The sequence below is a fragment of the Pelomicrobium sp. P1 genome (genome assembly GCF_052805615.1).
This window is the reverse complement of the sequence record NZ_JBRBEM010000012.1, coordinates 76,705-93,687: the sequence shown is the minus strand read 5'-3', so window position 1 is coordinate 93,687 and position 16,983 is coordinate 76,705. Positions and strand designations below refer to the sequence as shown.

The window sequence follows — 16,983 nt, the reverse complement described above, 5'->3', positions numbered from 1 at the left end:
TCTGCCACAGGACAAAACAGTTGTTGCAAATTGGAGCGCAAGACGAGGGTCCCCTCGAGGCACCCGCCCTAGCGCGACCGTACCTTATCTGGCTGGAACGCTCCTTGCTGGAAATGGCGACCGATCGCTCGATGGAAGATGCGGTCAACGACGCTCGACTGGAGGCAAGGATGAATCTGTTCGACCTGCAAACCCTCGGGGTGAGCAATCCCTTCAAGACCCGCTACGGAAACTACATCAACGGCCGGTGGGTGGAGCCGCGGGGCGGGGAATATTTTCCCGACATCACCCCCATCACCGGGCAGCCTTTCTGCGAAGTGCCGCGCTCCCGGGAGGCAGACGTCCACGACGCCCTGGACGCCGCCCATGGGGCCAAGGACGCCTGGGGCCGCACTTCGCCGGCCGAGCGGGCCATCCTCCTCTATCGCGTCGCTGAGCTCATGGAGCAGAACCTGGAGCGGCTCGCGGTGGCCGAGACCATCGACAACGGGAAGCCCATCCGGGAAACGCTGGCCGCAGACATCCCCCTAGCCATCGACCATTTCCGCTACTTCGCCGGCTGCATCCGCGCCCAGGAAGGCGGCGTAAGCGAAATCGACTCCCAGACCATCGCCTACCATTTCCACGAACCCCTGGGCGTGGTGGGGCAAATCATTCCGTGGAACTTCCCCATCCTGATGGCGGCGTGGAAGCTCGCCCCCGCCCTGGCGGCCGGCAACTGCGTGGTGCTGAAGCCCGCGGAGCAGACTCCCGCTTCGATCCTAGTGCTGATAGAACTGGTGGGCGACCTCCTGCCGCCGGGTGTCGTGAACGTGGTAAACGGCTTCGGGCTGGAAGCGGGCAAGCCCTTGGCCTCAAGTCCCCGCATCGCCAAGATCGCCTTCACCGGGGAGACCACCACCGGGCGCTTGATCATGCAGTACGCCTCCCAGAACCTCATCCCCGTCACCCTGGAGCTGGGCGGCAAGAGCCCGAACATCTTTTTCGCCGACGTGATGGAGCGCGACGACGCTTTTCTGAACAAGTGCCTGGAAGGCTTCGCCATGTTCGCCCTCAACCAGGGCGAGGTGTGCACCTGCCCGTCCCGGGCGCTGATCCAGGAATCCATCTACGACCCGTTCATGGAGCGGGCCCTGAAGCGGGTCGGCGCCATCAAGCAGGGCAACCCCCTGGACAAGGGCACCATGATCGGCGCCCAGGTGTCTAGCGAGCAGATGGAGAAAATCCTGTCCTACATCGACCTGGGGAAACAGGAGGGAGCGGAGCTGTTGGCGGGCGGCGGCCGCAGTGTCCTGGAAGGCGATTTGAAGCAGGGCTATTACGTCCAACCCACCGTATTCCGGGGCCACAACAAGATGCGCATCTTCCAGGAGGAGATCTTCGGCCCGGTGCTGTCGGTCACCACCTTCAAGGACGAGGACGAGGCCCTCGCCATCGCCAACGACACCCTCTACGGGCTGGGCGCCGGCGTCTGGACCCGGGATATCGCAAAAGCCTACCGGATGGGCCGCGGCATCCAGGCGGGAAGGGTATGGACCAATTGCTACCACCTCTATCCCGCCCACGCCGCCTTCGGCGGCTACAAGCAGTCGGGCATCGGGCGCGAGACCCACAAGATGATGCTGGACCATTACCAGCAGACCAAGAGCATCCTAGTGAGCTACGACCCCAAGCCCCTTGGCTTTTTCTGAGGATCCGGCGCCGGGTCGCCAGGCGACGGCGATGACCCAGGCCTCCCGCGTCTCCGCGACCGGCGCCGCCCTTGCGCTCATCGAACGGCTCCAGCGGGCCCACGGCCCGATCCTGTTCCACCAGTCGGGGGGATGCTGCGACGGCAGCGCCCCCATGTGCTTTCCTCAAGGCGAGTTCCCGATCGGCGACTCCGACGTCCTCCTCGGCGAGATCGGCGGAGCGCCGTTCTACATGAGCCGCGCCCAGTTCCAGTACTGGGAACACACCCACCTGATCATCGACGTGGTGCCGGGAAACGGCGGCATGTTTTCCCTGGAGAGCGCCACCGGGCTGCGCTTCATCACCCGCTCGCGCCTCTACACCGACCAAGAATGGGCGGCGCTCACCCACGGGCCAGGATGACGGGACCCCTGTGACCGGGCTCGCCGGCGAGGCGCGCTCGCCCGCGCCCCCTTGCCGGGACCGGGGGAGGCATCGACGCGAGCGGGCGTACGGAGCATGGAATCCGCCGGGCTCAAACCCCGCGATGGAGGACGGCGGCGCCGTATCCGTCCTTGCGCCGCGGTCAGCGGCCCGAGGGCGGGAATGCGAGGCCGAACTGCAGCTCCGCCAGGCGCGCGTAGAGGGGGCTCGAGCGCAGGAGCTCGTCGTGGCGGCCGATGCCCACCAGCCGGCCCTGGTCCAGCACCGCGATGCGGTCCACGCTGCGCACGGTGGAGAGCCGGTGGGCGATGATGAGGGTGGTGCGGCCTTGCATCAGGCGCTCGAGGGCCTTCTGCACCACGCGCTCGCTCTCCGAATCCAAGGCGCTGGTGGCCTCGTCCAGCAGCAGGATGGGCCGGTCGGCGAGGATCGCCCGGGCGATGGCGATGCGCTGGCGCTGGCCGCCGGAAAGGCGCACGCCCCGCTCCCCCAAATGGGTCTCGTAACCCTGGGGCAGGCGCTCGATGAACTCCGCGGCGAAGGCCGCCTCGCACGCCGCCCGCACCTCGGCGTCGGTGGCCTCCGGCCGGCCGTAGCGCACGTTCTCCAGGACGCTGGCGGCGAAAATCGCCGGCTCCTGGGGCACCGTGGCGAGCCGCCGGCGCACCTCCGCCGGATCGGCCGCCCGCAGGTCCACCCCGTCCACGCGGATCGAGCCGGCGGCGGGATCATAGAAGCGCAGGAGCAGCAGGAACACCGTGGTTTTGCCCGCCCCGGACGGGCCCACCAGCGCCAGGCGGCTACCCGGCTCCACCCGCAGGGTGAAGTCGTACAGGGCCGGGTGCTCCGGCCGCGACGGATAGAAGAAGGTGACCCGCTCCATCTCCACCCGCCCCACCGGCGGCTCGGGCAGGGGCACCGGCCGCGCCGGCCGCTGGATCTCCGGTTCCGTGCGGAGGATTTCCATCAGCCGCTCCAAGGCCCCGGCGCCCCGCTGCAGGTCGCCGACCACCTCGCTGATGGCCCCGGCGGAGCCCGCCACCACGGCGGCATAGAAGACGAAGGCCGACAGCTCCCCCGCAGTGAGCCGTCCCGCCAGCACGTCGTGGCCGCCGATCCACAGGATCACGCCGATGGCCCCCATCACCAGCACGATCACAGCAGCGATGAGGAGCGCGCGGGCCCGGATGCGGCGTACGGCGGCGGCGAAGGCCGCCTCCAGCCGCTCCTCGAAGCGGCGCCGGTCCTCGGCCTCGTGGCCGTAGGCCTGCACGGTACGGATTTCGTGCAGGGACTCGTCGATGTGGGCGCCCAAGTCCGCCACCCGGTCTTGGCTCGCCCGGGAAAGCTGGCGCACCTTGCGGCCGAAGAGCACGATGGGCCCCACCACGACCGGCACGCCCAGGAGCACCAGGGCGGTGAGCTTCCAGCTCGTGGCGGCCAGCATCACCAGGGCGCCGAGGCCCATCAGGGTGTTGCGCAGGGCCATGGAGACGCTGGTGCCGATCACCGTCTCCAGCATGGCCGTGTCGGCGGTGAGGCGCGAGATCATCTCCCCCGTGCGGGTGGACTCGTAGAAGCCCGGGGAGAGGGTGAGCAGATGGGAATACACCTTGCGCCGCAGGTCGGCGATCACCCGCTCGCCGATCCAGGAGACGAGGTAGTAGCGCACGTAGGTGGCGGCCGCCATGACCACCACCACGACCAGGAGCAGCGCCAGGGCGTAGTTGAGGGCGCTGGGGTCGTCGCCGACGAAGCCCCGGTCGATGACCTGCTTGAGCCCCTGCCCCACCACCAGGAAGGCGCTGGCCGCCACCACCAGGGCCACCGTGGCGCAGGCGGCGCGCCCCTTGTAAGGCCCGATGAAGCGCAGTAGCTCCCTCAGGATGGCGAGGCGGGCGATGCTCCCCCGGGCGAGTCCCTCGTCCTGGGGCGCCTGCCCCGGCCCACCGACCTTTACGGGAATGTCGCGCGCGCCTTCAGCCATCAAAGAACTCCCGCCGGGGCTTGCCCGGACTCCTCGCCGAAGTCCAGCTCCACCTTGGCGCCGTTGGGGTCGAGAAAAAACATCTGCCACACGCCGGTCCCCGGCTGCAGGCGCAGGTCAAAAGGGATGCCGTAGCGTTCCAGCTTCGCCTTCCATTGCTTCAGGTCCGTCGCCGTGAAGGCCATGTGATCGATGACCCCCGAGCGCTGCGCGGGCAGCCCGCGGCCGGCGATCACGTGGAGCACCGGCCGGCCGTCGCAATAGAACCAAGCGCCGGGAAAGCCGAAAGGGGGCCGTTCGCCTTCGGTCAAGCCTAGCACCTCGGCATAGAACCGGCGGGTGGCCTCCAGGTCATCGGTGAGGACGGTGAAGTGATTAAGCCCCAGGATCGTCATGCCTTCAACTCATTTCCTTTCCATACCGGCGGATCCGTTGCCGCAGGGGGTGTCCAGCACCTCCCGCAGCCGGGCCAGGGCCGCAGGCCCCGCCACGCCCTTGCGCTCCGCCAGGGTGACGGCCACGGCGCCCAGGCGGCGGTATAGCTCGGCCATCTCCCCTCTCCAGGAGGCAAGCGCCTGCAACTGCCGTTCCACGGTGGCAACGTCGCCCCGGGCGACGGGTCCGGTCAAGGCCTCCACCGGCCCCAGCCGGAAGAGGTTTTCCACCGTCTCCCGGGTAAGGGGCTCGGCCACCTTGAGGGCCTGCTCCCGGGGCAGGCCCGCTTTCTCGTAGCAGGAGAGGGCCACCTCCATCAGCGCGGTGAGATAGTTGCAAGCGAACACGCTCGCCGCGTGATAGATGACCTTGTAGGTCGTCTCCACGTGGAACACCCGCCCGCCGATCGCTTCGAAGGCCGGGCGCAGCACCGAAAGGGCCGCCGCGTCCCCCTCCATGGCGCAATAGGTGCCGGCAAAGGTGGCCACCGCCGCCTTTGGATCGGGCACGGTCTTGACCGGATGGACGCTCGCTACCGCCGCGCCCTGCTCCCGCAGGAACGCGCACTCGGATGAGGGCAGCGATCCGCTGGGGTGGAACACGATGTCCCCGGGCCGGAGCTTCCTGGCCTGGGCGAGCCGGCGGCAGGCCGGCACGATGGCGCCGTCGGTGGTGGCCACCAGCCACAGATCGGCGGGGCTCATGGTTTCCACCGAAGCCGCGGCCCGCCCCGCGCCGATGAAGTTGACCGCCCCCTCGGCGCTCTCCTCGGTGCGGTTCGCCACCTCTTGCACGCGAAAGATGTGGGCTTCGCTCCACAACCGGGCTAGGGTCCGGCCCACTTTGCCGCAACCGATGATGTTGAGGGTTCTCATGCCGGGTCGGCGCGATCACCGCTGCAGGAAGCGAGAGCGCGCAAAACGATATGATACCTGAGCTGAACCGGGGCGCCGATCGTCCCGGCGCCTTCTCGCTTCAGTTTCCCGGGCGAAGCGGCCGCAGCGCCCGGCCGAGGCGCTTGAGTCCCAGCCACTGCTGGTGCCAGAACCCGTGTCCGTAATCCCGCCCCACAAGCTGGTCCCTCACCCCGGTGGCGGGGTAGACCGGCGCGAAGCAAGCCGTACCGAAGAGCAGATCCCACACCGGGAACAGGGCAGCGAAATTGCAGCCGCGGGCGGGACCTTCGTGGCCAAGGCCTATGGCGTGGTGGATACGGTGGTAGCGCGGGCTTACCAGGAGCCGGTCGCCGATCGGACCGAAGGAAAGTCGCACGTTGGCGTGGGACAGGCTCTGCACCAGGGCGATGACGACCAGGAGCCAGGGGAAGGCGTCGGGCGGCACACCGACGGCGAGGGCCACCGCGGTGAAACCGCTGTAGCGCAGCGCGTCGTCCAGTAGGTGGTTACGGTCGTCGGTCCAGAAGGTCATCTGCCGCTGGCTGTGGTGCAGGGCGTGCAGCGCCCACCAAGCCCCTACTCGATGTTGCAGCCGGTGCATCCAGTAATCGGCGAAGTCCAGGACCAGGAGATAGACGAAGAAGTCCAGGAACGGATGGGCCGCGAGAGGTGGGATCAGGGCTTCCAGTTCCAGGGGCGTGAATCCCCGTAGCCGCAGCCACGCTTCCAATGCCTGAAATAAAGGCGTCAGCACCAGAAACAGGAACAGGGGCACTAGCCCGAGCCGCTGGAGCAGGGTGTAGGTCACGTCCACCCGAGCTTCCCGCCGGTCCGTCCACCGCTCCACCGGCCGCCACCGCTCCAGCGGAGCGAACAGGGCGAAGGCAACCAGGACCTGGGCTGCGCCAAGGAGCACACTCTCCAGCGCGTCGAAAGCGCTCTCTGCGTACTCGGCGAGACCCGAGGCGTAAAGCAGCGGCAGCACCCACTGCTGGAAAAGGAAGCCTTGGAGATCGGAGAGCAGCGCTTCCATGGGGCTAATCCAGCGTCTCGAAGCAGAACCCGCGCGCTTTCAACCCTGCCAGCAGGGGATCGAGCATGGGGGCGAAGGGCTCGCGTCGGGACCATATGCCGAGGTGCATCATGAGGACATCGCCCGCCCGCACCCCGGCGAGAGCCTTGTCGAGCAACGCCTGATTGGAATAGCGGTCGGAAGGCAGTTCGTCCCCCAGGAAGCCCGCTGGACTCCAGCCCACGTGCCGGAAACCACAGGCTTTCGCATATTCCAACGTCCTGGGAGTGGTGCGCCCCCCCGGCGCCCGCCACAAGGGATCGAGCCCCCGGCCCGTCATGGCCCTGAAGACCTGGTCCACCCGGGAAATCTCCCTGCACACTCCCTCCCTGTCGAGGGCTTCCTTATGCGCTCCGTCTCCGCTTACGTAAGCGACTTGCCCTTCGCCCACGTCCCGGCGGAAATACCAGTGGCGCCAGGTATGGCTGCCAAAGGCATGGCCCTCGGCCTCCCGGGCCCGCCAGTAGTCCGCCCAGGAAGGATCCAGCGCGTAATCGCCGCGAAACGTCTTTTCGTTGGCCAGGAAGAAGGTGACGCGCACGCCGTGCTTGTCAAGGGTTTGAGCGATCAGCTCCGCGTGGCGCATATTGCCGGTGTCAAAGGTGAGATAGAGGGGCTTTACGCACCGGGCCTCCACCGCGCCCGCCAAGGCGAGGCCCAGGACGCACAGCAAAAGCCGCACCTTCACCCTCACCCGCGGCTACTCGCTGGAAGCAGCGTAAGCGAGCAAGATGCCGTGGGGCGAACGGCCCACGGGGATCTGCTTGATGAGGTTGCGGGTTTCCATGTCGATCACCGACACCCTGGCTGCCCAGCGGGAGGTAACCCACAACTGCTTTCCGTCCCGGGTGAGCTCCATGCAGTCCGGGCCCCCGGGGACGGGAATCTGCTCCACCACGGCGAGCCGATCCACGTCTACAACCGACACGGTATTGGAGATGCGGTTGGAGACAAGCACCCTTTTTCCTCCGGGAAGCGCCAGAAAGTTATGCGCCCCTTTCCCGGTCGGGATGCGCGCCACCGTGGCGGGTTTGCGCCAGTCGATCACCTCCAGATAGTCCGCGCCGGTCATGCCCACCAGTAGGTAGCGCTCGTCCGGCGTCATCCATACCCCGGCGGGCGCTTCCCCCACCGGATGTTTCCATTTGACCGTCTGGGTAACGAGATCGATGGCGGCGAGCCGGTTCTCGCCCTGGAGCGTGACGAACACCAGGGACGAATCCCGAGTATAGGCCAGGTGGCTCGGCATCTTGCCCAGGGCCAGGCGCTTGACCAGCTTAAGGGTAGATGCCTCGTACAGATCCACCTGGTCAAGGCGCAGGGAGTTGATCACCAACCAGCGTTGATCGGGGCTATAGGCCAGGTGGTAGGGATCACTCACCCCAGGGATGCGGGCGCGGATCTCCCGGCGCCGGGCGTCCAGCAGCACCAGGTCGTTGCCGGCCGCGTTGGCGATCAGGATGTCGGGCCCCGCCAGCGCCCGGATCAGGTGGTGAGGTTCCTTGCCCACGTACAGACGGGTAGATTCCTTCAGCGCGCCCATGTCGACCAGGCTCACAGTGCCGTCCCGGGAATTGAGCACCACGGCCGTATCGGCGAAAGACACGCCATTCCCCCACATCCCCACGATTCCCAGCCCGGCAAGCGCTGCCCCGAGGCTGCGCTTAACAACCGTCTTCATGTGAGCCCCTCCAGCGGATTTGTCTGATGGACTTTTTTAAGTGATTTTTAACGCCCGGCCCCGGCTAGCCGTTGACCTGGAACACCCGGAAAACGGCCCGTGCCGGCAGCCTGGAGGCCCCCAGGGCCTATCCCCCGCCCCACCACGCCAGGGTGGCGCCCGCGCAGACCAGGGAAAGCAGGGTCACGGGCACCCCCACCTTCGCGTGGCGCCGCCAGTCGATCACGATGCCGTGGCGGGCGGCGGCCTCCACCACGATGATGTTGGCGATGCTGCCCACGATCAGCAGGTTGCCCGCCAGGGTGCTGGCCAGGGCCAGGAGCGTCCCGGCCATGGGATGGGAGGCTAGCGGCAGCAGCAGCATCACCGCGGGCACGTTGGAAACGAGATTGCTGAGCACGAAGGTGGTGAAGAAAAGGGGCATGGGGGATCGCAGGTCGATTCCCTCCCGGGCCAGCTCCGCCACCAGCTCGGCCGGCAGGCCGGTCTTTTCCAGGGCGTGGTTCACCACGAAGAGGCCGATGAACAGCACCAGCAATTGCCAATCCACCAGCCCCAGCATGTGGCGAGAGTGGAGCCTGCGGCTCATGAGGAGCAGCCCTGCGCCGCCCAGGGCGAGTAGCTCCCGCGGCCACGGGGTGAGGAGAAACGCGGCGAACAGGAAGGCCGCCACCGAGAGCCCCTTGATCGCCTGCCAGGGGTTGAAGGTCGGGTGCCCCTCTTCCCGCCGCTCGCCGGAGCGCGCCGGGGGCGCCGCCTGCCCCCACCGCCCCCGGGTGGCGAGGGCGATGACGGCCCAGGTGATGGCGAGCCCCGCGCCGACCGGCAGGGCCGCATCCCGCAGGTAGCCGGCGAAGGACAGCTCCAGCCGCTCGCCGATCAACATGTTCTGGGGATTGCCGATCAGGGTGGCGGCCGAGCCGATGTTGGCGCTGCAGGCCAGCGCCAGCAGGTAAGGGACGGAATCCAGGCGCCGCTCGCGGCAGGCATCGATCAGCACCGGCGCCACCGCCAGGCAGACAATGTCGTTGCTGAACACGGCAGAAAGCACCGCCACCGTCACGATCAGCAGGGCAAGCAGCGCCGGCGGCGAAAGGGGCAGCGCGGTCAAGCGCCGGGTGACGAAGGTGTAGAAGCCGCCGAGCCGGAGCTGGGCGGAAATGACCATGAAGGCGAAGAGCAGGATCAGGGTAGGCACGTGCACCGCCGCCCACGCCTCCTCGAGGCTCACCGCCTCCAGGGCCATCAGGGCGATCGCCCCGAGCAGGGCGATCCCGGTGCGATCGAGCTGCAAGAAGGGCAGCCCGCCCAGGATCATGCCCAGGTACACAAAGACGAAGACGGCGAGGATGGCGGCGGTCACGCGCGCTCCGCGGGACGGAGCCGCGATTTATACTCGATCCCGCTCCGGTTGGCGAGGGCCTTCAGGGTCGTCGGAGCGCCAGGCGGGGTGCTCGAAACGGGCTTCGTATACCTCCACCCCGCGCAGCACGTGCCGGAGGCCCGCCTGCCGTTCGGCGGGCGGCCCCTTGCCCGCCAGCGCATCGATGCCCTGGATGAGCTCCGCTAGCACCGCCTTCCAGGCGGCGTCCGCCCCCGGCGCCAGGCGGCTGTGCAGCATCACCCGGGCCACCTCGTTCTCGAGCCGCGTGGCCAGCACGTCGTAATACGTCGCCGCCTTGGGCTCCCCGCCCCGAGCAAGCTCGTCTTCCGCCAGGCCCCGGATCCGCGCCATGGCCTCCCCCAGGATCGGATCGGCGGGCCACTTGCCGCTCCCCCGGTCGCCGGGCGCCCCCGGTGGCGGTGCGTCGGGCGCTTCCGGGCCGCCGACACGATTCTCCTGGCGTTCGGAAAGGACCATCAAAGGGATGTCATGGATTTGCATAGGGCTCGGCTGAGAGAAGCGAAAGCCCGGGCTCGCGGGCCGTCACCGTCGGGCCGGACACGCCATCCGGCTTTTCCCCTCCCGTTCATCCAATACCTTTTTCTTCACATCAAATTAGACAGCACGGACGGCGGTCCCGTTGCGCTTCGGGCCCAGGGTTTCACCCTCGCCCCGCCGCGGCGCCGGCCCATTGCCCAGAAAAAAAACCGGAGCGCCGTACCGCTGCGGCCGCCCCGGGGAGTCTTTCGTGCACCTTCAAGCGGCCTGGGCCAACGCCCTCTTGGACAGGGCCGCCTCTCCCTCCAACACCACCGCCACGGCGTGCACCACGGCGCCGATGCGCACCGCGGCCTGCACCTGCTCGGGCGTGAGCCCCGCCTCCCGCACCACCTTTTCGTGGGCGGCGAGGCAGGCGCCGCAGCCGTTCACTGCGGAGACCGCCAGGCACCAAAGCTCGAAGGTTTCCCGGGCGATCCCGTGGGTGGCGATGGCGTTCATGCGCAGCTTCGCCGGGAGGCTCCCGTATTCCGGGTTTTCCACCAGGTGCAGGAACCGGTAATACACGTTGTTCATGCCCATGAGGGCAGCGGCGGCCTTGGCCGCGGCGAGCTCCCGAGCGGTGAGCCTCGGGGCGAACTCGGCGGCCACGGCCTCGATCACCTGAGGCTCCCGTGAGGCGAGGGCGGTGGCGATGAAGGCGCCGGCCTTCTGGGCCTCGGTGAGCGCCGTCTCGGCGGCCAGCGTGCCCAGGTTCAGCTTCAGGTCCTTGGCGTAATCCGGCAGCCGGTCTTTCAGGGTCTGAATCGTCATGGAAGACTCCTTTCTTCGATCGAAGGTCCCGACGCACTTCATGCGGCCTTGAGCACCGGGTCGCCCTTCTTCCAGTTGCACGGGCACAACTCGTCGGTCTGGAGGGCATCCAGGGTGCGCAGCACTTCGTCCACGTTACGGCCCACGTTCAGGTCGTGGGCCGAAGCGAAGCGGATCACGCCTTGCGGGTCGACGATGAAGGTGGCCCGCAGCGCCACGCCTTCCCGCTTGTCCAGAACGCCGAACGCCTGGGACAGCTCCCGCTTCACGTCCGCCAGCATGGGGAACGGCAGGTCCTTGAGATCCGGGTGGGACTTGCGCCACGCGAGATGCACGTATTCGCTGTCGATGGATACGCCGTAGATCACCGCGTCCCGATCCGCGAATTCGCCCGCGAGCTTGCCGAAGGCGGCGATCTCGGTGGGACATACGAAGGTGAAGTCCTTGGGCCAGAAGAAGATAACTTTCCACTTGCCCTCGTCCGACTGGTCGGTCACGCGGGCGAAGGCCTTGTCATCCTCGATGGACACGACGGCCTGAACGTCGAACGGGGGAATGCGGTCGCCAATCGTCAGCATGTCATGACCTCCTTGAGCGGTTGTCGGTTGAACACGGCGCCCAGTGTGCCCCATCCTTTATGATCGATCCAATGATAAAATTCGTTTACACTGATCGTGTAAATCGATCTAAAGGTGCCTCCATGCCTGCCCTCCCCACCCTGCGCCAGTTGGGCTACCTGGTGGAGCTCGCCGACCGGCTCAATTTCCGCGAAGCGGCGGAGGCCCAGCACGTCACCCAGTCCACCCTGTCCGCCGGCCTTAAGGAACTGGAGAACGTCCTGGGGGTGCAATTGGTGGAGCGGGACAAGCGCCACGTGCGGCTCACTGCCGTGGGCGAGGAGGTGGTGGCCCGGGCCCGGGCGCTGCTCGCCGCCGCCCAGGACCTGGCGGACATCGCCCGCCGGGCGGGGGAGCCCTTGGGCGGTCCCCTGCGGCTCGGGGCCATCCCCACCATCGCCCCGTTTCTCCTGCCCAGGCTGCTGCCGCCCCTGCGCAAGGCCTACCCGTCCCTCAAGCTTTACCTGCGGGAGGACCTCACCGAGCGGCTGCTGGAGCAGGTGCAGGCGGGAAGGCTGGATTTCGCCCTGATCGCCCTGCCCTACGACACCGGGGACATGCTGGTGCGGGAACTCTTCGTGGACGAGTTCTGGTTCGTCGCCCGGGAGGACGATCCCCTCGTCCGGGCGGAGGCAGTGGCGGTGAAAAACATCGATCCCGATGCCGTGCTGCTGCTGGAGGAAGGCCACTGCCTGCGGAACCACGCCATCGAAGCCTGCGGCGCCCGCGGCGCCCGCTCGGGCTCCCGGGTGGAGGCCACCAGCCTGCATACCCTCATCCAGATGGTGGAAGGCGGGCTCGGCGTCACCCTGCTTCCCGAGATGACCCTCAAGGCGGGCCTGCTCAAGGGCACGCGGCTTACCGCCCGGCCCTTCGCCGCCCAAGTGCCCTCCCGCACGGTGGCGCTGGCGGCCCGCCGCACCACCCCGCGGCGCCGGGACTTCGAGCTGCTGGCCGACTTCATCGCCGCGCAGGCGCGCGCGAGCGCCCGCGCTGGCATTCCCGCCCACCGGCGCAGGCAGGCGAAGCCAAGCTGAAGCGGGGGTCGATCATCGCCGCGCTCTCGTGGTGGTTTTTCTCCTGGTCGTTCCTTCGCCGCCCGGGGCCGGCGCCGCGTTCCCGCCTGCGATGCCGCTGGCATCGAGGACCTGTTGCACGTAGCGGTACACCCCCGGCTCGTTGGACGCGCGAGGGCCCGCTACGTTGAGCACCCTCACCCGGTGCCGGCGCAGAAAATCGGCGAGGAGCGCCGGCGCGCCCAGGCCGGGGTGCAGGTGCAGGCAAGGTTTTCCCAGCCGTTCGGCCAGCTCCTGGGTAAGCCTGGATCCGCCGGAAAGAACCGGGGCGAGGGAAAAGATCACCGTGGCGTCGGCGTCGCGCACGTTCCACTCGGTGCGCTGGGCATAGTCGGCCGAAGGGGTCTCGGTGAGGGGATAGCGGGCGTCGATCACGCCATCCTCCGCCCGCCGTCCCTTCGGGCACCAGCCGCCGCAGGGCACCCCGCGGGCCAGGGCCCAATCCAGGGCCGCCCGGTCCGCGCCCGTCTGCCCCCCGGAGACGATTTTTTCCACCCGGGGGACGGTGCCCGTTTCCCCCATCACAAAGGCATGGGCTTGCGGTCCACGAGCCGCAGCCAGCCGCGGATGATGCGGTAGAGCACCCACAGCCCCGTGATCAGCAGGATGGCCAGGGCCAGGGGGATGCCCAGCAGGGTCGCCCAGAGCAACAGCGCCACCAGCACCCAGAGCAGGGCAAACCAAAAGGTGCGAATCTGCCAGCGGAAGTGGGATTCCAGGTAGGACCCCCGCACGTCGGGCCGCTTCACGTAATTGATGATCACCGCGATGATGGAGGGCCAGCCGGTGAGAAATGCGGTGACGACGAAGGCGGCGCCCACGAGCCCGGTCACGGCGCTGAAGGCGTGCAGGGCGTAGATCACGTGGGTCAGGCGCACCAGGCTGTCGCTGGGCGCCAGGGTGCCCGTGCGGGCGTCGATCTCGGTCATGGTCTTTCCCCTTTGGATAGCCGCGGCGCCATTTTACTTTCTCCCGAAGCGCAACCAGGCCGCCACCGCCAACCCGGCGACGAAACCCCCGATGTGGGCGCCGTGGGCCACCGGCCCGGCGGGCGTAAGGATCAGGGGCAGCAGGTTGTCCACCACCAGGTAGAGCCCGAGCACGATGCGGGCCGGGATCATGACCGTTCCCACGTAAAAGGGAAAGAGCAGCAGCAACACCCGCACGAAATGGCCCGGGAACAGGAGGAAATAGAAGCCCAGCACCCCCGAGATGGCGCCCGAGGCCCCCACCAGGGGCAGCGGGGGACCGGGGGCGATGAGAGCATGGGTGAGGGTCGCGGCGACCCCTGTGACCAGGTACCAGAACAGGAACGGAACCGTCCCCAGGCGATGCTCCACGTTGTCGCCGTAGATCCACAGGAACAGCATGTTGCCCGCCAGGTGGAAGAATCCGCCGTGGAGAAACATGGAGGTGAATAGGGTGAGCAGGCTGGGGCGATCCGGGCGGAAACCGTACTCGAACACCAGGAGATCGTAGGCGGTGATCCGGCGCGCGAAGGCCTCCAGGGAGACCCCGCCTGGCATGGCCCTCGCCACCAGGTCGAGATACTCGGGCAGGCGCGGATCGTGGAGGGAGACCGGCGAGACAGAGAGGGGCAGGGAGATCAGGACGAACACAGCCACGTTGGCGGCGATGAGCAGGATCGTCATCACCGGCAAGCCGCGAGGATTGGGATAATCGCCGACGGGAATGAACACGGCAATAAGACCGTTCTCTTAAACCCAGGGAAGCCCCGGGGGCTGCGCAAGCTTAGAAGTCTAACCCAAATCCCTGGAGCGCCGCCTTCGCCCCCTGGCTCCGGGCGCTGAACCGACGCAGCGACTGGTAGTCCGGCAAGCGAGGGACAGCGCGGGGACCGAGCCCTGCCCTAAAATCCCATTGAAGCCCGTATCGGTCGCGTCATGTCCAATCCCGAGATCCAAAGAGCCCTCGATGAAGGCAAAGCCGTCGAGGTGAGCACCGGAGAACTCAGCTACCTTCGGGTCTACGACGACCTGAAAGGGATACCGCGCGGGACCGTGATGTTCGACGGGAACATCGTGGTGTATGGCTATCCCCATATCGGCCGGGTCGTGGCCCTGGGCCCCGGTTTGGGACAGCAGTTCCAGGCGCCCTTCTGGATCGAGGAAAAAATCGACGGCTACAACGTGCGGATCGTGCGCGTGCGGGATCGCGTCGTCGCCCTGACCCGAGGTGGCTTCGTGTGCCCGTTCACCACCGATCGCCTGCCGGACCTCATGAGCCTCGCCGTGTTCGAGGATCACCCCGAGCTGGTGGTGTGCGCCGAAGTGGCCGGCCCGGAAAACCCATATAACGAAGCGAGCCCGCCGTTCGTCGGCGAGGACGTGCGCCTGTTCGTGTTCGACCTGATGCGGGTCGGCTCGCCCGGTTTCGTCCCCTACGGGGAAAAGCAGACCCTTATCGAGCACTATGGGCTACCGGCGGTAGAACGCTTCGGGCGCTACACCGCTGGCGACCTGGAGGCAATCGGCGCGATCCTGGTGCGCCTGAGCGAGGAAGGGCGCGAAGGCGTGGTGTTCAAGGAGGATTCCCCCCGAGATCACCGGGCCAAGTACACCACCGCCGCCGCCTGTATCCAGGACCTGCGCCTTGGCGCCCGGGTGCTGCTCGATCTGCCGCCTGAGTATTTCGTGAACCGCCTGTTGCAACTCGCCGTATTCGTTGAAGAACACGGGCTCGAGCAGGCGAAGCGCCTGGGCGAAGCCGTCGGCGCGTCGCTGCTCGACGGGCTTCAAGAAGCCATCCGCCTGCAGCGGAGCGAGCAGAAGGTGCTGCGCCGCTACCGCTGCCGCCTGCGCAGCCCCGACGTCGCCGAACGGCTGATCGAACACCTGGCTCGCGAGTCGGGCCGCCAGGTCCAGGTGCTCGCGCGGGAACTGCGCCGGGAAGGAGTCTACTGGGTGTTGGAGTTCGACCGGATCTACCCGATCACTAGCGGCACGCTCAACAACCTGCTAGGCGGGAGACTCGCCTTCGATTAAGGCGTCCAGAATGCCCCGCAGGTTTTGGGGCAGCACCAACTTGACACCCACCTTGTCGGCCCAGGTCCTCAGGCCCTCGTCCGCCGAGACCAGCCTGGCATCCAGCTCGTAGGCAAGAAGCAGGCAGTCCGCGTCCTCCCGGCTGTCGATGATCCCCCGGCGCAGCGCCTCCCGGTAACGCTCCCGCAGCCGCGCGATCATGAGACCCGCGTCCTCGGCGGTCAGCGCCTCGCGACCGCGCCGCGTGTACTCCTCGGCGATGCGCAGACCCCGGTCGATGCGGTGCCGCACCTCGTCGATGAACTCGTAGAGCACGTTGGCCGGAATCTGCAGCTCGTGCTTGCGCGGACTACGGATGCGCACCGCCAGTTCGAACTGGGGCGCGATCGCGTCGACGGCGCGCAGGTGACGCAACTCTTCGTACACCGACACCGGCATGTAGAACTCGGCGCCAGTCCGGCGCGCGAGGGCCAGGAACAACCGGAGCGCCTCCCCCGGTTCCGGCGAGAACTGGGCGTAGCTTTCCGGGTTGGTAAAAACGCTGGTGTCAAGGACAAAGCGTTCCATAGCGGAGGCAAGCCTGGCATCCTTCAGCCTCGGGCAGGATACGTCTCGCGCGGCCAACTGTCCCGCGCCCTCGCCATACCGGACAAGAGCGCGCCCTCACGGCCATAGGTTTACCCGCGACGTGCGTAGCGCAGTCTTCCATCCTAGAAGCGGCTCCCGGTCGGTGCTCTCCTTCCGCGGCGCAATCCAGGAGAGCGCCTCGAGGAGGAAAAACCGCGCAAGGGCTACGCCGCCGCTTTCAGCTCGCCGTGCTCGATGCGGGTACCTAGTACTTTCAAGAACTCGGCGAGCCAGGCCGGATGAGCTGGCCATGCCGGCGCGGTTACCAGGGTCCCGTCCACGCAGGCGCCGTCGATCCTGGTATCGACCCAAGTGCCGCCGGCGCTCACCACCTCCGGCTTCACCGCCGGGTAGGCGGTGAGCTTTCTACCCTTCACCACGTCGGCGGCGGTCAGGATTTGGATGCCGTGGCAGATGGCAGCGATGGGCTTGCCCGCCTGGGCGAAATGCTGCACTGCCTTGATCACGCTCGGGTCCAGCCGCAGGTACTCCGGCGCCCGTCCCCCCGCGAGCAGCAGGGCCTCGTAGCTTTCCGGCTTCACTTCGCTCCAAGTGGCGTTCAGCGCGAAATTGTGGCCCCGCTTCTCGCTGTAGGTCTGCTGGCCTTCGAAGTCGTGGATCGCGGTGACGATGGTCTCTCCGGACTTCTTGTTGGGGCAGGCCGCGTGGACCTCATGGCCCACCATCTTGAGGGCCTGGAACGGCACCATCACCTCGTAATCCTCGCTGAAGTCGCCCACGATCATGAGGATCTTTTTTCCTGCCATGGGAGCCTCC

Annotated in this window: 19 protein-coding genes; 4 read left to right on the top strand and 15 right to left on the bottom strand. The window is 67.4% G+C overall.

The features are described 5' to 3' along the window. Positions 1 to 170: 170 nt before the first annotated feature. Together adh and ACUVYZ_RS12655 are read left to right on the top strand one after the other, a co-directional pair. Complete coding sequence (gene adh, locus ACUVYZ_RS12660) at positions 171 to 1,691, top strand: aldehyde dehydrogenase (protein WP_439934752.1); 1,521 nt, start codon at positions 171 to 173, stop codon at positions 1,689 to 1,691. Positions 1,692 to 1,722: 31 nt separating this feature from the next. Next, the gene (locus ACUVYZ_RS12655; protein WP_439934753.1) at positions 1,723 to 2,094 is read left to right on the top strand and encodes a DUF779 domain-containing protein; all 372 of its coding nucleotides are present in this window, start codon (positions 1,723 to 1,725) and stop codon (positions 2,092 to 2,094) included. A gap of 163 nt (positions 2,095 to 2,257) precedes the next feature. Here ACUVYZ_RS12655 and ACUVYZ_RS12650 read toward each other — a convergent pair whose 3' ends face one another. The 10 genes from ACUVYZ_RS12650 to ACUVYZ_RS12605 form a co-directional block, all read right to left on the bottom strand. Next, positions 2,258 to 4,102 (bottom strand): ABC transporter transmembrane domain-containing protein, encoded by a 1,845-nt coding sequence (locus ACUVYZ_RS12650; protein WP_439934754.1) that lies wholly within the window; start codon positions 4,100 to 4,102, stop codon positions 2,258 to 2,260. After that, positions 4,102 to 4,497, bottom strand: a complete 396-nt coding sequence (locus ACUVYZ_RS12645; RefSeq protein ID WP_439934755.1) for a VOC family protein — start codon at positions 4,495 to 4,497, stop codon at positions 4,102 to 4,104. Before ACUVYZ_RS12645 ends, ACUVYZ_RS12650 begins: the two co-directional genes overlap by 1 nt. Before the next feature lie 9 nt (positions 4,498 to 4,506). Continuing rightward, complete coding sequence (locus tag ACUVYZ_RS12640) at positions 4,507 to 5,412, bottom strand: Rossmann-like and DUF2520 domain-containing protein (protein WP_439934756.1); 906 nt, start codon at positions 5,410 to 5,412, stop codon at positions 4,507 to 4,509. A gap of 100 nt (positions 5,413 to 5,512) precedes the next feature. Continuing rightward, positions 5,513 to 6,466: a sterol desaturase family protein gene (locus ACUVYZ_RS12635; RefSeq protein WP_439934757.1), complete on the bottom strand. Its 954-nt coding sequence runs from the start codon at positions 6,464 to 6,466 to the stop codon at positions 5,513 to 5,515. Positions 6,467 to 6,470: 4 nt separating this feature from the next. Next, complete coding sequence (locus ACUVYZ_RS12630; protein WP_439934758.1) at positions 6,471 to 7,199, bottom strand: polysaccharide deacetylase family protein; 729 nt, start codon at positions 7,197 to 7,199, stop codon at positions 6,471 to 6,473. 6 nt (positions 7,200 to 7,205) lie between these two features. Continuing rightward, the gene (locus ACUVYZ_RS12625; RefSeq protein WP_439934759.1) at positions 7,206 to 8,186 is read right to left on the bottom strand and encodes a YncE family protein; all 981 of its coding nucleotides are present in this window, start codon (positions 8,184 to 8,186) and stop codon (positions 7,206 to 7,208) included. A 127-nt stretch (positions 8,187 to 8,313) separates the two neighbouring features. Beyond that, positions 8,314 to 9,549: an anion transporter gene (locus ACUVYZ_RS12620; RefSeq protein WP_439934760.1), complete on the bottom strand. Its 1,236-nt coding sequence runs from the start codon at positions 9,547 to 9,549 to the stop codon at positions 8,314 to 8,316. Positions 9,550 to 9,576: 27 nt separating this feature from the next. After that, positions 9,577 to 10,047, bottom strand: coding sequence for a hypothetical protein (locus tag ACUVYZ_RS12615; protein ID WP_439934761.1), 471 nt, complete (start codon positions 10,045 to 10,047; stop codon positions 9,577 to 9,579). Between the two features lie 279 nt (positions 10,048 to 10,326). After that, positions 10,327 to 10,881, bottom strand: coding sequence for a carboxymuconolactone decarboxylase family protein (locus tag ACUVYZ_RS12610; RefSeq protein ID WP_439934762.1), 555 nt, complete (start codon positions 10,879 to 10,881; stop codon positions 10,327 to 10,329). Between the two features lie 38 nt (positions 10,882 to 10,919). Next, positions 10,920 to 11,459: a peroxiredoxin gene (locus ACUVYZ_RS12605; RefSeq protein WP_439934763.1), complete on the bottom strand. Its 540-nt coding sequence runs from the start codon at positions 11,457 to 11,459 to the stop codon at positions 10,920 to 10,922. Positions 11,460 to 11,581: 122 nt separating this feature from the next. On the opposite strand from ACUVYZ_RS12605, the gene ACUVYZ_RS12600 reads away from it, so the two are divergent. Beyond that, positions 11,582 to 12,535 carry a hydrogen peroxide-inducible genes activator gene (locus tag ACUVYZ_RS12600; RefSeq protein ID WP_439934764.1) on the top strand — a complete coding sequence of 318 codons (954 nt, stop codon included), beginning with the start codon at positions 11,582 to 11,584 and terminating at the stop codon, positions 12,533 to 12,535. 12 nt (positions 12,536 to 12,547) lie between these two features. Here ACUVYZ_RS12600 and ACUVYZ_RS12595 read toward each other — a convergent pair whose 3' ends face one another. The 3 genes from ACUVYZ_RS12595 to ACUVYZ_RS12585 are packed head-to-tail and all read right to left on the bottom strand — an operon-like array spanning position 12,548 to position 14,226. Further along, positions 12,548 to 13,096, bottom strand: coding sequence for a putative molybdenum carrier protein (locus ACUVYZ_RS12595; RefSeq protein WP_439934838.1), 549 nt, complete (start codon positions 13,094 to 13,096; stop codon positions 12,548 to 12,550). Continuing rightward, the gene (locus ACUVYZ_RS12590) at positions 13,096 to 13,503 is read right to left on the bottom strand and encodes a DUF4870 family protein (RefSeq protein ID WP_439934765.1); all 408 of its coding nucleotides are present in this window, start codon (positions 13,501 to 13,503) and stop codon (positions 13,096 to 13,098) included. Before ACUVYZ_RS12590 ends, ACUVYZ_RS12595 begins: the two co-directional genes overlap by 1 nt. Positions 13,504 to 13,536: 33 nt before the next feature. After that, entirely contained in the window at positions 13,537 to 14,226 is a 690-nt protein-coding gene (locus ACUVYZ_RS12585) for a rhomboid family intramembrane serine protease (RefSeq protein WP_439934766.1), read from the bottom strand. Between the two features lie 252 nt (positions 14,227 to 14,478). On the opposite strand from ACUVYZ_RS12585, the gene ACUVYZ_RS12580 reads away from it, so the two are divergent. Next, entirely contained in the window at positions 14,479 to 15,579 is a 1,101-nt protein-coding gene (locus ACUVYZ_RS12580) for an RNA ligase (protein WP_439934767.1), read from the top strand. Here the strand turns inward: ACUVYZ_RS12580 and ACUVYZ_RS12575 are convergent. Further along, positions 15,553 to 16,146, bottom strand: coding sequence for an RNA ligase partner protein (locus ACUVYZ_RS12575; protein ID WP_439934768.1), 594 nt, complete (start codon positions 16,144 to 16,146; stop codon positions 15,553 to 15,555). The two genes, ACUVYZ_RS12580 and ACUVYZ_RS12575, sit on opposite strands and share 27 nt — an antisense overlap. A 224-nt stretch (positions 16,147 to 16,370) precedes the next feature. Next, the gene (locus ACUVYZ_RS12570) at positions 16,371 to 16,973 is read right to left on the bottom strand and encodes a DJ-1/PfpI family protein (protein ID WP_439934769.1); all 603 of its coding nucleotides are present in this window, start codon (positions 16,971 to 16,973) and stop codon (positions 16,371 to 16,373) included. Positions 16,974 to 16,983 lie beyond the last annotated feature (10 nt).